This is a genomic window from Paenibacillus sp. 23TSA30-6 (assembly GCF_014858585.1).
In the GTDB taxonomy this organism is placed as follows: domain Bacteria; phylum Bacillota; class Bacilli; order Paenibacillales; family Paenibacillaceae; genus Paenibacillus.
The window spans coordinates 80,345-93,689 of record NZ_SLTL01000004.1 but is presented as its reverse complement, the minus strand read 5'-3'; the positions used below and the strand labels follow the sequence as shown (position 1 = coordinate 93,689).

The 13,345-nt window shown below is 49.7% G+C and carries 13 protein-coding genes; 12 read left to right on the top strand and 1 reads right to left on the bottom strand.

Annotated features, from left to right (window positions below; translation table 11 throughout):
• Positions 1–32 precede the first annotated feature (32 nt).
• The 12 genes from E0698_RS04945 to E0698_RS04890 all read left to right on the top strand — a co-directional run bounded on the left by E0698_RS04945 (position 33) and on the right by E0698_RS04890 (position 12,844).
• Positions 33–1,355, top strand: a complete 1,323-nt coding sequence (locus E0698_RS04945) for a CCA tRNA nucleotidyltransferase (RefSeq protein ID WP_192510816.1) — start codon at positions 33–35, stop codon at positions 1,353–1,355.
• Entirely contained in the window at positions 1,348–2,328 is a 981-nt protein-coding gene (locus E0698_RS04940; RefSeq protein ID WP_192510815.1) for a biotin--[acetyl-CoA-carboxylase] ligase, read from the top strand. Before E0698_RS04945 ends, E0698_RS04940 begins: the two co-directional genes overlap by 8 nt.
• Before the next feature lie 338 nt (positions 2,329–2,666).
• On the top strand, positions 2,667–3,596 hold the full coding sequence (gene panB / locus E0698_RS04935; protein ID WP_192510814.1) for a 3-methyl-2-oxobutanoate hydroxymethyltransferase: 930 nt from the start codon (positions 2,667–2,669) through the stop codon (positions 3,594–3,596).
• Entirely contained in the window at positions 3,593–4,531 is a 939-nt protein-coding gene (gene panC / locus E0698_RS04930) for a pantoate--beta-alanine ligase (RefSeq protein WP_192510813.1), read from the top strand. Before panB ends, panC begins: the two co-directional genes overlap by 4 nt.
• Complete coding sequence (panD, locus tag E0698_RS04925) at positions 4,524–4,907, top strand: aspartate 1-decarboxylase (protein ID WP_134913923.1); 384 nt, start codon at positions 4,524–4,526, stop codon at positions 4,905–4,907. The genes panC and panD overlap by 8 nt, the downstream gene beginning before the upstream one ends.
• A gap of 82 nt (positions 4,908–4,989) precedes the next feature.
• Complete coding sequence (locus tag E0698_RS04920; RefSeq protein ID WP_134913925.1) at positions 4,990–5,622, top strand: tetratricopeptide repeat protein; 633 nt, start codon at positions 4,990–4,992, stop codon at positions 5,620–5,622.
• A gap of 157 nt (positions 5,623–5,779) precedes the next feature.
• Positions 5,780–8,647 carry an ATP-dependent DNA helicase DinG gene (dinG, locus tag E0698_RS04915; protein WP_192510812.1) on the top strand — a complete coding sequence of 956 codons (2,868 nt, stop codon included), beginning with the start codon at positions 5,780–5,782 and terminating at the stop codon, positions 8,645–8,647.
• A 45-nt stretch (positions 8,648–8,692) separates the two neighbouring features.
• On the top strand, positions 8,693–9,346 hold the full coding sequence (locus E0698_RS04910; RefSeq protein ID WP_134913927.1) for a redox-sensing transcriptional repressor Rex: 654 nt from the start codon (positions 8,693–8,695) through the stop codon (positions 9,344–9,346).
• The gene (locus E0698_RS04905; RefSeq protein WP_134913929.1) at positions 9,333–10,634 is read left to right on the top strand and encodes an amidohydrolase; all 1,302 of its coding nucleotides are present in this window, start codon (positions 9,333–9,335) and stop codon (positions 10,632–10,634) included. Before E0698_RS04910 ends, E0698_RS04905 begins: the two co-directional genes overlap by 14 nt.
• Positions 10,635–10,671: 37 nt before the next feature.
• Positions 10,672–11,196 carry a cell wall elongation regulator TseB-like domain-containing protein gene (locus tag E0698_RS04900; protein ID WP_192510811.1) on the top strand — a complete coding sequence of 175 codons (525 nt, stop codon included), beginning with the start codon at positions 10,672–10,674 and terminating at the stop codon, positions 11,194–11,196.
• A 34-nt stretch (positions 11,197–11,230) separates the two neighbouring features.
• The gene (locus tag E0698_RS04895; RefSeq protein ID WP_192510810.1) at positions 11,231–11,524 is read left to right on the top strand and encodes a hypothetical protein; all 294 of its coding nucleotides are present in this window, start codon (positions 11,231–11,233) and stop codon (positions 11,522–11,524) included.
• A gap of 537 nt (positions 11,525–12,061) precedes the next feature.
• Positions 12,062–12,844 carry a (S)-acetoin forming diacetyl reductase gene (locus E0698_RS04890; protein ID WP_192510809.1) on the top strand — a complete coding sequence of 261 codons (783 nt, stop codon included), beginning with the start codon at positions 12,062–12,064 and terminating at the stop codon, positions 12,842–12,844.
• Between the two features lie 206 nt (positions 12,845–13,050).
• Here the strand turns inward: E0698_RS04890 and E0698_RS04885 are convergent, their stop codons facing one another.
• Positions 13,051–13,266, bottom strand: a complete 216-nt coding sequence (locus tag E0698_RS04885; RefSeq protein WP_192510808.1) for a hypothetical protein — start codon at positions 13,264–13,266, stop codon at positions 13,051–13,053.
• Between the last annotated feature and the right edge of the window lie 79 nt (positions 13,267–13,345).

The window sequence follows — 13,345 nt, the reverse complement described above, 5'->3', positions numbered from 1 at the left end:
TTGAAAACTTTATAAGCAAAGGGGGAAACCCTGTGAAAATAAACACTTGGCAATATGCTGACCCAGAAATGGCTCTTCATGGCAAGGAAGTCATACATATACTAACCACAGCCGGCTACGAGGCTTACTGGGTCGGCGGTTGTGTGCGGGATGAACTATTAGGCCGAGCTATTCATGATATGGATATGACCACATCGGCTGAACCTGAACAGGTCATAGCACTGTTCCCCCATGTCATTCCGACTGGGATTCAGCATGGGACGGTTACGGTGATGCAGGGTGGGCATCCGTTCGAGGTGACTACTTTTCGGACAGAAAGCGGTTATGCTGACCATCGCCGTCCGACAGAAGTCGCTTTCGTGAAGGATATCCGCGAAGACCTGATGCGGCGGGATTTCACGATGAACGCGATTGCCATGAATGAACATGGGGAAACGGTGGACCCGTTCGGAGGGGAAGTCGATTTGCGTGCCGCTATTGTTCGTTGTGTAGGACGAGCTGAGGAACGATTTGAGGAGGACGGGCTGCGAATGCTACGTTGCATTCGTTTTGCTTCCGTATTCCGGTTCCGTATAGCCTATAACACATGGAAAGGCATGATCCGTCGTAAAGAGGGACTTCGTTACATTGCGATGGAACGTGTGCGTGTTGAGCTGGAAAAGATGCTGGCTGGGCCGGACCCTTTGCGTGGACTGGAATTGCTGGGTCGAAGCGGCTTGCTCGCGTGTACGAAGGTTCCGGTTCCCTGGGAGCAATGCGAAGCTCGGGCGCTCAATGGAATGGTACAACTGCCGGAAGAACTGCGGTGGGGGTTACTGTTGCTGTCTTGCAGACTTACCTCAGAGGCAGCGGATGAGTTGTTAAGAGCATGGACTTTCTCCAACGGTGTACGCTTACGGTTGGTGCATCTGTTGGAATGGGAGCGCGTACTAACGGACAGTGCTATTTCGATAGCAGACAGTTCCACTTCGGTGGAAGGTGAAGGAATCAACGATGAGGCGTTACGCCGTAGCTGGATTCGACTGTTAATTAAATGGGGACGGGATATCTCGTCTGACTGGCTACAGCTTTATAAGTCATTGCCTGCTTCGTTTCGTGGATTACCCCCACGGGCAGAAAAGCATGTAGCGAGAATGGCTGAGCTGGCAGAGGCGTGGACTAAGGATGCCGCAGTTGTTCGTATCAAAGATTTAAATATTACTGGAAATGAACTGGTTCAGGCGATGAATCGACCGGGTGGTCCTTGGCTGGGTCAGACGATGGAACGACTTTTGCTGGCTGCCGCCTGCGGAGATATTCCAAATGAATTAGAAGCATTGCTTCAAGAAGCGAAACGGGTGATGAGTAGTGAATAATCATGAAAGACTATTAGGCATACTGGAGGAAGATTCATCCGATTACGTATCCGGGGAGGAAATCAGCCGTCGCCTTTCGGTTAGCCGTACGGCCATATGGAAGCAGATCAACAAGCTGCGTGAGCTGGGCTACAATATTGAAGCTTCCTCGCGTAGGGGTTATCGGATTGTGTCCCGACCCGATCGACTGGAAGTCTCCAAACTGGCATATATGCTAAATACCCAATCGTTCGGACAACGTATCGTTGTGCTGGACTCGACGGTCTCTACCCAGCAGGATGCGATGCGTCTGGCAGAAGAGGGTGCACCGCAGGGGACGGTAGTTCTGGCGGAGGAACAGACGGCGGGCCGGGGACGTTTGGGCCGAAAGTGGTTTTCACCTCGGGGCAAAGGAATCTGGATGAGCATTGTGTTGCGACCAAGCCAGCCCTTGGCCTTCACTCCACAGTTAACGCTGCTTACAGGCGTAGCGGTATGCAGAGCCATTCGTCGGTTGACGGGTGTGGAAGCTGGCATCAAGTGGCCGAATGATCTGCTTGTTCATGGTCGCAAAGTGTGCGGTATTCTGCTGGAATCTGCAACAGAGGATCAACGGGTCCGCTACTGTATTGCAGGTATCGGCATTGATGTTAATTTAAATACAGAGGATTACCCGGAGGAGCTGTCACGGTTGGGGACATCCCTGAGAATAGAGGCTGGTCGCGAAATCGATCGTACTGCACTGATTGCTGCCGTGCTGGAAGAGATGGAGCAGCTATGTGCGTTATATGCGGATCAGGGTTTTAAGCCTATAGCTATGCTGTGGGAGGCGCTATCCGTGACGATGAATCGCTTCGTGCGGGCACATACGGGACAAGGGAGTGTGGTGGAAGGTACAGCCGTCGGTTTGGACCCTTCCGGTGCGCTAGTGGTTGAAACGAAGCAAGGAGAGCGAATACAGGTCGTTTCCGGTGATATACAATTGCAGGTGTAGCCTTAGCTGAGCATAGCGACTACAATTGTTCTTTTTCTATGCAAAACTTCACGTGAAAAAGCTGATGTTTTTTGTTATACTGTGCAGGAGGCGGCATCGGACGGTCCGAGCTGCACTCCGGGGCATATGCTCCACCACTGCAAGCAAGTTAGACCATCATAACTTCATTTGAAGGTTACGTTGGATTCTGCTCTGAGCCGAACAGGACCGAGACAGAAGGGACGATCTCAAAATGAGTGTCTTTTTTGGCTGTTCGGACCTTTTGATGACGCAAATGTACAGGCGTTCATAAAAGGTTATTTTTTGTGCCAAAAAAAGATGGAAGGGAGCCATGTACCATGGCAGGAAAGCACGCACTGAACATTGTGAAAATGAAAAAAATGAAGCAGGAGGGCATTCCGCTCAGTATGCTGACCGCCTACGATTATCCATCGGCTAAAATAGCCGAGGAGGCGGGAATTGATATGATTCTCGTGGGTGACTCGCTGGGCAACGTCGTTCTCGGCTATGATTCGACCATTCCCGTAACACTGGATGATATCGTGTATCATTCCCGAGCAGTAGCGAGAGGCGCGGAGCATACGTTTATTGTAGCGGACATGCCGTTTATGACATATCACGGCAGCGTATCGGAAAGCCTCCAGGGCATCCGCCGTCTGATGCAGGAAGGACATGTGCATGCTGTCAAATTGGAGGGCGGATCAGAAATTGCCGACGTCGTAAAAGCGACTGTTCAGGCAGGTGTACCCGTGCTGGGTCATATCGGTCTTACACCACAGTCGGTCAATCAGCTTGGCGGCTACCGCATTCAAGGCAAGGACGAAGCGGACGCACGGCGGCTGATGGCAGACGCCAAGGCGCTGGAGCAGGCGGGTGCCTTTGGCATCGTGCTGGAGTTGGTGACCGAGGAAGTGGCAGCGGCAATTTCCAAAGAACTGTCCATTCCGACCATCGGTATTGGCGCAGGACGCGGATGTGACGGTCAGGTGCTTGTTTATCACGACCTGATTCAATATGCATCGCCTTATTACAGCAAACGTTTTGTCAAAACCTATGCCGATGTCGGCGGCTTGATCCGTAGTAGCATTGAGCAGTATGTGAGCGATGTGAAGGGGCGGGCCTTCCCGGCTGAAGAGCATGTGTTTAGCGCCGACGACAGTGTTGTAGAGGCTCTCTACGGCCATAAGAAACGTCAGGAAAAGGCGCAAGTGCAGGAACAAGAAGAACAAGAGGAACAAGCTAAGGAAAAGGTGGAATCCCGGTCATGATTATCGTAAGAGAAGTGGCTCAGCTGCGGCAGGCCATTGCTGAACGCCGACAGCTCGGCGCAGACGGAGCAAAAGCGGAACGAGGTTCCGCTGCTATACGGCCACATACAGTCGGCTTTGTGCCGACGATGGGGTATTTACATGAAGGCCATGCGAGCTTGATGCACAAGGCGCGTGAAATGGCAGATACGGTGGTACTTAGCATTTTTGTAAACCCGATTCAATTCGGACCTAACGAGGATCTCGATAGCTACCCTCGCGATGAAGCGCGTGATTTAGAGGTGGCGCGGCGTGAAGGTGTGGATATCGTATTTTTACCAACTGTAGCAGAAATGTATCCACAGCCAACCCGTACGAAAATAAGCGTATCTGCTTTGACGGATCGGTTATGTGGCGCTTCCCGTCCGGGACATTTTGATGGTGTGACCACCGTAGTTGCCAAGCTTTTTAACATGATAGGTCCTGATCTGGCCTTCTTCGGCATGAAGGATGCGCAGCAGGTAGCGGTGCTCCAGCAGATGGTGAACGACCTCAATATGAACGTGACCATCGTTCCTTGTCCTATCATCAGAGAGGCCGACGGTTTGGCCCTTAGCTCGCGTAATGTGTATTTGAGCGCGGAACAGCGGGAGCAGGCGTTGGTGCTGTCACAGTCACTGCGCAAGGTGCGTGAAGTGAGCGAAGATGATGTGCAGAATACGTTTACGATCCGTCAGTTATACCAAATGGTGGAGACTACGATTACCTCCTCACCATTGGCTGACATTGACTACATTGAAATCTTAACCTTTCCAAGTCTGGAGCCCCTTCTTCCCAAGCAGCGACTAAGTGATGTCGAAGAAGACATCATTGTAGCGCTGGCTGTAAAGTTTGGGAACACTCGACTGATTGATAATATGAGAATACAGAAGGCGGAGGTGCTTTCCCATGTTTAGAACGATGATGAAATCCAAAATTCACCGGGCAACGGTTACCGAGGCCAACCTTAACTATGTGGGCAGTATTACTATTGATGAGGATCTGATGGAGACTTCCGATCTGCTGGAGAATGAAAAGGTTCAAATTGTGAACAATAACAATGGAGCCCGACTGGAAACTTACGTTATCCCCGGACCGCGTGGTAGCGGTGTGATTTGTCTCAACGGCGCAGCAGCGCGTTTGGTGCAGCCTGGTGATACGGTCATTATTATTTCCTACGCTTCCATGTCGAATGAAGAGGCCAAAACTTACAAACCGACCGTTGTATTCGTCGATGAACATAATAAACCTGCCCAAAAGGCGAACAAGGAAGTACACGCCACGATCATGTAATGAATGGGAGTGCGGATGAAATCCGTCCTTTAAGCGAAAAATGTGAGTGTATTAATCCATCTTTCGTAAGGGCGGGATGCACATGTTCCAGCATGTATTCGCAGAAATGAACAGCATGTTAGATGATATCGTGAAGCATTACCCATCAGCCCAGGGCTCCCGCAGGCAGGAGTTGCTACAGCACTGGAGTTTGCTGCGGAGAATGAGTGACGGAATTATGGATGAATGGCTGGCTTTTGAGGAAAAAATGGTTCGCCTGCGTGCTGCAGGTTTTTCCGCGGAGTCTGGTATGTCGGACGCTGAGCTGCCTGAAAAGGAACTGCCAGCTTTTACTCGGGGTCAAGGGTATTACCGACTGCTCATGTATCCTGAGGCCATCCGCCAATTTGAACAGGTGCTACAGCATTTTCCGAACAGTTGGCAAAGCCAGATGTATATGGGGATGGCGTATTTCCAACTGGAGGACACAGCGGAGGCTGTACGCCATTTTCAGAAGGTGCTGCACCTGACAGACCAGCCCGGGCTGAAAGCGGTCATTTATAATGCGCTGGGCTGTCTTATGGCGAAGCAGGCTGATGTAGAGGAGGCGCAAAAATGTTTTGCTCTCGCGCATCAGTTCGATCCTGCTTTGCCCGAGCCGTTGCACAATATGGAAGCCTGTTTGTCCGGTGCCGGAATGCTTCGGTACGACAGCTCCATGATGACCTGGCTATAGTTGTCAGACACCGAGCGAGACGATGCATACCCACCTCCCCAGGCGGCGTGTGCATCGTCTTTTTTGACTGTCTTAATTTCCAAACAGGCGATCTTCTGCTATGCTGTTATACAGAGTTATTATTTTTGTATGTGTCAAAAGAAAGGATTAAGCCCGAATGAAATTTGCGGTATTGGATTTTGAAACGACAGGCACCCAGTCCGCGGATGACATCATTCAAGTCGGACTTGCAATTATAGATCATGATAACAGCATTTCCCGTGTTTATGGTTCTTATGTGAACCCTGGCAGATCCATTCCGCCTTTTATTACCGGGTTGACCGGGATTACAGACGATGACGTCAAGGATGCTCCTGCGCTCGAAGAGATGATGATGGAGCTTGTGCCTATGCTGGACGATGTCGTGCTGGTCGGTCATAATGTGGCGTTTGATTTTAATTTTTTGCAAAGCGCTTTGGATCGGTGCGGATACTTGCCGTTTACCGGCAGGATTTTGGATACGATGGATTTTCTGAAAATCATGTTTCCATCGCTATCTTCCTATCAGTTGGGTTTTGTTTCTTCTGAATTTGGGCTGGCGCATGACCGACCTCATCAAGCAGACAGCGACGCGTTGGCTACGGCTGAGGTGTTTTTAAAATGTCTGGATGAGCTTCACGCGCTGCCTTTGATTACGATACAGCGGCTCAGTGATTTGTTCGCAGAGGAAGACAGTGACCTCGGATGGTTTTTGGACGGGGTGCGTGAAGACAAAGAGCATGATCCTATTCAGGATTTGGAGGGTCATCAGTTTTTTCGTCAGCTTGCACTGAAGGTGGAGGATTGGACGGAGCTAAATGCCCCTCGCAGAGAGGACGACCCCAATCCGCTGGCAGGTATTTCCTTTGAGGAATACATGGATGATGTGCGGGACAATTTACGTTCATCCTTGAGCCAATATGAGGAGCGCGAAGCGCAGACGCAAATGATTGAGGGTGTGAATCAGGCGCTGAGTGAAGACAAGCACCTGTTGATCGAGGCGGGTACGGGGACAGGCAAGTCCCTTGGTTATTTGCTCCCATCGCTGTATCACAGTGTGAAAAATGGACAGCGAGTCATGGTAAGTACGCATACGATCAACCTGCAGGAGCAATTACGCGAGCGTGATATTCCGATGCTGACCAAGGTGATCCCGTTCCCGTTCCGGGCTGCCATTTTTAAGGGCCGGGGACATTATTTGTGTCTGCGTAAGTTTGAACATAAAATAAACAGAAGAGACTTCGCAACGCCGAAGGAAGATTTAATTACAGCCGCCCAGATGATCGTCTGGCTGACGTTGACGGAAACCGGCGATGATGAAGAACTTAATCTGAGTAATCGTGGCGGAGATTTTTGGGAAACGGTGGCCAGTGATTCCGAGTCCTGTCTTGGTCGTTCATGTCCGTGGTTCCGCAAATGCTTTTATCATCGTGCGCGCCATGAGGCGGGAATATCGGATGTGGTTATTACGAATCACTCCAAGCTGTTCACGGACGTAAAAGCAAGTCATCAGCTATTGCCGAGCTATGAGCATCTGGTGATTGATGAAGCCCATCACCTGGAGGAAGTTGCTGGTAAGCATCTGGGCATGCATATGAAATATTTCACACTCGTGCATACGCTGACCCGGTTGTTCAAGGACAGCAAGAACGGACAATTGCCTTCGCTGCGTCAGCAGTTGGCAAAGTCGGGGCATGAGAAGTCGACGGATTGGGCCTCTACCATCGACCAGTTGTATCCGCTCGTGCTGGAGGTCAAGGAGACTTGGGATTTGCTGAGCGACAAGCTGTTTGACATGCTGCCGGAGCGAAGTGATGCGACACCGGGCGAAACAGGGCAGTTTTCTTCCCGTCTCAAGCCATCGGCCAAGCCTGCCAAGTGGGATCAGGCGGCTGCGCTGGAAAATCAGCTTTATGTAACGATGAGCGAAATTTTGCGCAAGGGCGACAAGCTGATGCTCGATGTGAAGGAAGAACATGACGATTATGCGGCTGACAGCCTCATTACGGATATTACGGGGCTGCTCAAGGATTTGGCAGGCATTAGGGAAAGCTTGCGCTTTTTCATGCGGCTGGATGATGAAACGACCGTATACTGGCTTGAAGCGAGCGGGCAATTCCGCAGCAAGTCGCTGCAATTTTATGCGGTGCCCGTCGATGTGAGCCGCCAGCTGAAAGAAATGTTTTTTGACAAAAAAAGAAGCATTATTCTGACATCTGCTACCTTATCGGTGGATAAGTCGTTTCAGTACATGACCGATCAGCTCGGCTTGCAGGAGGCCGCAGATCAAGGACGGCTGATGACTACGCAGCTCCCGTCACCCTTTAACTACAGGGATCAGGTGCTGCTAGTCATTCCAAGAGATTTCCCGAGCGTGAAGGGCAGTGTAGGAGATGAGCATTTTGTAGATATGCTCGTCAGCTCGCTAGGCGCGACTGCTCAAGCGACGCGGGGGAGAATGCTCGTTCTCTTTACCTCCTACCGTATGCTCCGGCAGGTGTATGAGCCGCTTAAGGAGGCGTTGTCTTCCAGCGATATCACCGTGCTGGGGCAGGGCGTGGACAGTGGGAGCCGCAGCAAGCTGACCCGACGTTTTCAGGAAGCGAAAGCTTCTGTGTTGCTGGGAACCAGCAGCTTTTGGGAAGGCGTCGATATTCCGGGCAAGGCGCTGACGTGTCTGGCTATCGTCCGCTTGCCGTTCCAACCGCCCAATCACCCGCTGCTGGAGGCTAAAAGTGAGCTGCTCCAGCAGCAGAAGAAAAATCCTTTTATGAAGCTGTCTGTTCCACAGGCTGTCATTCGCTTCAAACAGGGATTTGGACGTTTGGTACGTACGGCGAGCGACCACGGGGTCGTTATCGTTTACGATACGCGTGTGATCGAATCCTATTACGGGAAGCATTTTTTGTACTCATTACCGGGACCAAAAATGGAGCATATGCCGACGGAGCAAATGGTGCCCCGCATCGCCGAATGGCTCCAATCCGCCCCGGAGACAGAGGCATAACGGACGGACATCTAAATGTGTCCGTTACAATTAGGGGGAGCAAGTATGAAATCAGATAAAATTTCAGAGGCTGTCGTACGGAGGTTACCCGTATATTTACGTTATCTGAATGCACTGCACAAACGGGAGGTGTCTACGGTCTCTTCCCAGGAGCTGGGACAAAGACTGGATCTGAATCCGGCTCAAATTCGAAAGGATCTCGCGTATTTTGGAGATTTTGGCCGTAAGGGTATCGGCTATGATGTTACTTATCTTATCGAGAAAATACGCCATATCCTGAAAATCGACCAGCAAATTAACGTGGTATTGGTCGGAGCAGGTAATCTGGGGCAAGCCCTTTCGAATTATAATGCTTATTTAAAAGACAATATGAAAATTGTAGCGGTATTTGATGCTGTTCCAGATAAAGTTGGAACCAGGATCAATACGCTGGTCGTACAGCCGATGGATGAACTGGAAGCGACCGTGAAGGAACAAAACATTCGGATCGGGATTATTACCGTACCGGATTTTGAAGCACAGCACGTCGCTGACAGGCTCATTGAGAGTGGGATTGGAGCAATTTTGAACTTTGCACCCACTACTCTCAAGACACCGGCAAACATTCGGGTACATGCCACAGATTTTACAACGGATTTGTTAAGCCTTGCTTATTATTTGGAGGACGGAAAGGAAGATACGCAACATGACAGCGAATAAATGGATGATTAAAAACGGCTCCTTTGCCGTGAACAGACCGGAAGCCGGGGTAATCCACGGCTATATGATCGTGGAGGATAGCCGCATCACCTACATTGGTGAGACTTTGCCAGCGGGTGAGGAAGAGACGGACGCGATTGACGGTAACGGGCTGCTGTTTTTACCTGGCCTGATTAATACACATGGTCATGCGGCGATGTCTTTGCTACGTGGGTATGGGGACGATCTGGCTCTCCAAGTATGGCTACAGGAAAAAATGTGGCCGATGGAAGCCAAGTTTACGTCTACGGATGTGTACTGGGGTACGTCCTTGTCCGTGCTGGAAATGCTGAAAGGTGGTACAACAACCTTTTTGGACATGTACGATCATATGGATGAGGTGGCTCGTGTAGCTGAAGAGTCCGGCATCCGTGCCAGTCTGATGCGTGGAGCGATTGGACTATGTTCGGAGGAAGAGCAGCGGATCAAGCTGGCTGAGGCTGTGACCTTTGCGCGTAATTGGCATGGAAAAGCAGACGGTCGCATTACGACCATGATGTCTCCGCATGCGCCGTATACGTGCCCGCCTGCGTTTATCGAAAAATTCGTACAGGCAGCGCATGATCTGGACTTGCCGTTGCATACGCATATGTCCGAAACGATTGCCGAAGTAGAGCAAAACGTACGCGATTACGGCTTGCGTCCGGTTGCACATCTGGATAAGCTGGGCTTTTTCTCCCGTCCATCGCTTGTTGCCCATGGCGTTCATTTGAATGACGAAGAAATAGCTTTGCTGGCTGAACGTGGTGTAGCGGTTTCGCATAATCCGGGCAGCAACTTGAAGCTCGCAAGTGGTGTGGCAAGAGTGCCTGACCTGCTGCGTGCAGGCGTTACTGTCTCTCTCGGAACAGATGGTCCCGCGAGTAACAATAACCTGGATATGTTTGAGGAAATGCGTCTGGCTGCACTCATTCACAAGGGAGTATCTGGCGACCCAACCGCAGTTCCTGCGGGTGAGGCGTTGCGTCTGGCAACGGAGTACGGAGCGAAGTCGATTGGCTTGAAAGAGGTAGGAGCGCTGGCAGCAGGCAACAAGGCAGACTTTATCGCGCTCGATCTGAATCAGGCGCATTTCCTGCCGCGTACGGATCTCATTTCCCATGCCGTATACTCTGCAAGCGCCAAAGACGTGGCTCATGTATGGGTAGACGGTCGTCAGGTTGTGAAAAACGGTGAGTGCCTGACTATGGATGAGGAACGTATCAAGCATGAGGCCCAAGCCGCCTTTGAAGGGCTGCTGTCGCGCTAATTCAGGTGTCACATCCCCTTAGAGAGGAAGCACAGGTTTGAAAAAAAAGAAAAAATGGATAGCGGTCGCCATTCTGGCCGTCATACTGGTCCTGGTCAGCATTTTCTGGTATTATTCCTACGTTACTCAAGACCAGGTGACCGAGAGAAATGCCGCTATCGTAAAGGCCAAGCAATCGGGTGGTCTGGTCAGCACGACGCAGACGTGGAAGTCGGTGTGGGATCAGGTATACTGGGTAGTTCAAGGGAAAAATGCTCAGAACGAAAATATTATGGTGTGGGTTCCTTTTCAAAAAGTGGAGGGCCAACCGAATGTACCTGTCACAGATAATAGTGGTGTTCATACCGAGCTACTGAAAAACGGAGTCGACGAGCAAAAAATGACGGCGATGATCCAGCAGCAGCTTCCGGGTGCAGATATTGTGAGTCTTCAGCCGAGTGTGTTTAACGGTCAATATGTGTGGCAGCTGTTTTATGATGACGGCAGTCATCATTACTATACCTTTTATCGCTTCTCGGATGGGGGATCGGTGGGGGTAAAGTATACTTTGCCCAATTACTAGAGTGATGTGAGGACTGGCTGATGGTGGTTTGGGAGTGTTAGGGACGCTAGGAGCGCTGCGTAGTCCATTTGATCTTACGATCGCTCTTGCCGCCGGATTTTTTTCGATCAGATTCTTATGGGGAAAATCCGGCGGCAAAGGCGAACGCTTCGCTTCTTCAGATTCAAATGGCCCACTCCGCTGGCTGACCGCTATGGAGTCACTCCAAACACCACTCTTTTTATGGGAGGGGAGTTGGGGTAGGGGGCACGGACGCCGCTGCGCTTATTTCCGTTTTGGGTTTTACACCAAACTAATTCTGTACGAACTGGAAAATCGTTTTTACTAAAAAAGATGAAGACATTGTCTTATAAAAAGAATGGTTGAAAGCTAAAAAAAGACGCAAATGCGGTTTATTCGTATTTACGTCTTTTTTAGCTTTTTTTGTTGGGTAAGTGTTTATCATGGAATGACTGATTGTGTTTAACTTAAAAAATGTTATATAAGCAGAACTCGAAAATGTACATAAAAACGGAGTAGGCGGAATGGTGCTGTACAAGCGGTAGTATTCGTTTTAAAAGCTTTCCGTAGGAAAGCTCGCTTCGAAAGCATCACCTGCCCGGATTTCTACCCATGTGTGCTCATTCTAGAAATCCGGGGGCAACAGCGATGGGAAGCACCATCCGCCTGCGCAGTGACTCCGCATGTATCTTTCAAGCTCAACTATCACTTGAATTTCCCTTAAACAGGTTAAATATGAAGTCTATTACATAGATCATAATAATTTTTTCCTTATAATGGTTTAATTATAGGTGCAGACTAACGTAACCCATAATTTTGTGGCTATGTTATCATGACTACTTGTACAAAAAGGAGATTCATGGACATGGGAAAAGTGGATGGGAAAGTTGCATTAGTAACGGGTGGAGGTCAAGGGATTGGACGGGCTATTGCTTTACGCCTGAGCCAAGACGGCTTCGCAGTGGCAGTTGTAGATTTAAATGAAGAAACGGCGCAAAGTGTTGCTGGTGAGATTACAAAGGCAGGAGGGCGCTCGCTTGCCCTTAAAGTCGATGTTTCCGACCGGGATCAGGTTTTTGCGGCTGTAAAGGAAGCATCTGAGAAGCTCGGTGGCTTTGATGTCATTGTAAATAATGCTGGGATTGCTCCCGCCAAGCTATTGGAGGATGTTACGCTGGCTGATTTTGATAAGCTGTTCCACATCAATGTGACCAGTGTACTTTGGGGCATTCAGGCGGCAGCCGCCAAATTCAAGGAACTGGGTCATGGTGGTAAAATCATCAATGCCTCTTCTCAGGCAGGCCATGTTGGTAATGCCAATCTCGGTATTTACTCCGCGACCAAATTTGCGGTTCGTGCTCTGACACAAACCGCTGCTCAGGAATATGCCCAATACGGTATTACAGCAAACGCATACTGTCCCGGCATTGTACAAACGCCAATGTGGAGCGGTATCGATAAAGAAATTACGGCATCCAAAGGCGAAGCAACAGGGGATGCAACCAAGGAATTCGGCAGCAAAATTGCCCTTGGCCGTCTGTCTACACCAGAAGACGTATCCGCCTTCGTATCCTTCCTGGCAGGCCCCGATTCCGATTACATGACAGGACAATCCCCTCTGATCGACGGCGGGATGATGTTTCTTTAAAGCTTTAAAGGTTGTACTATGAGGTAATAATCAATCCTCTATATACAGTGTAAGGTTAGCTTACAGTATGAGATCTAATTGCTATACGAAAATCTTTGTTTCCGCCTAAAAAAACTAAAAAAAAGACGTAAATACGATAAATTTCGTATTTACGTCTTTTTTCACTGCCACTCTGCGAAGCTTGGCTGAAAGCCAGCTAAGCATCTTTACCTACCCAACTTCCCTCCTAAGGCAAATTCATCTTTATGGCTATGCAGTAGCGGAGTGGAGGATTTGAATCTGAAGAAGCGATAGCGTTCGCCTTTGCCGCCGGATTTTCCCCATAAGAATCTGATCGAAAAAAATCCGGCGGCAACAGCGATTCGTAAGATCAAATCATTCCCGGAGCGTCTCCCACCACCATAACCAAAGATTTTGCCCACTCACAACTCCCCCACACATTGCCTTCGATATTAGATATACGTTATGATATACTATAATTTATAAGTGATAGACAAAAAT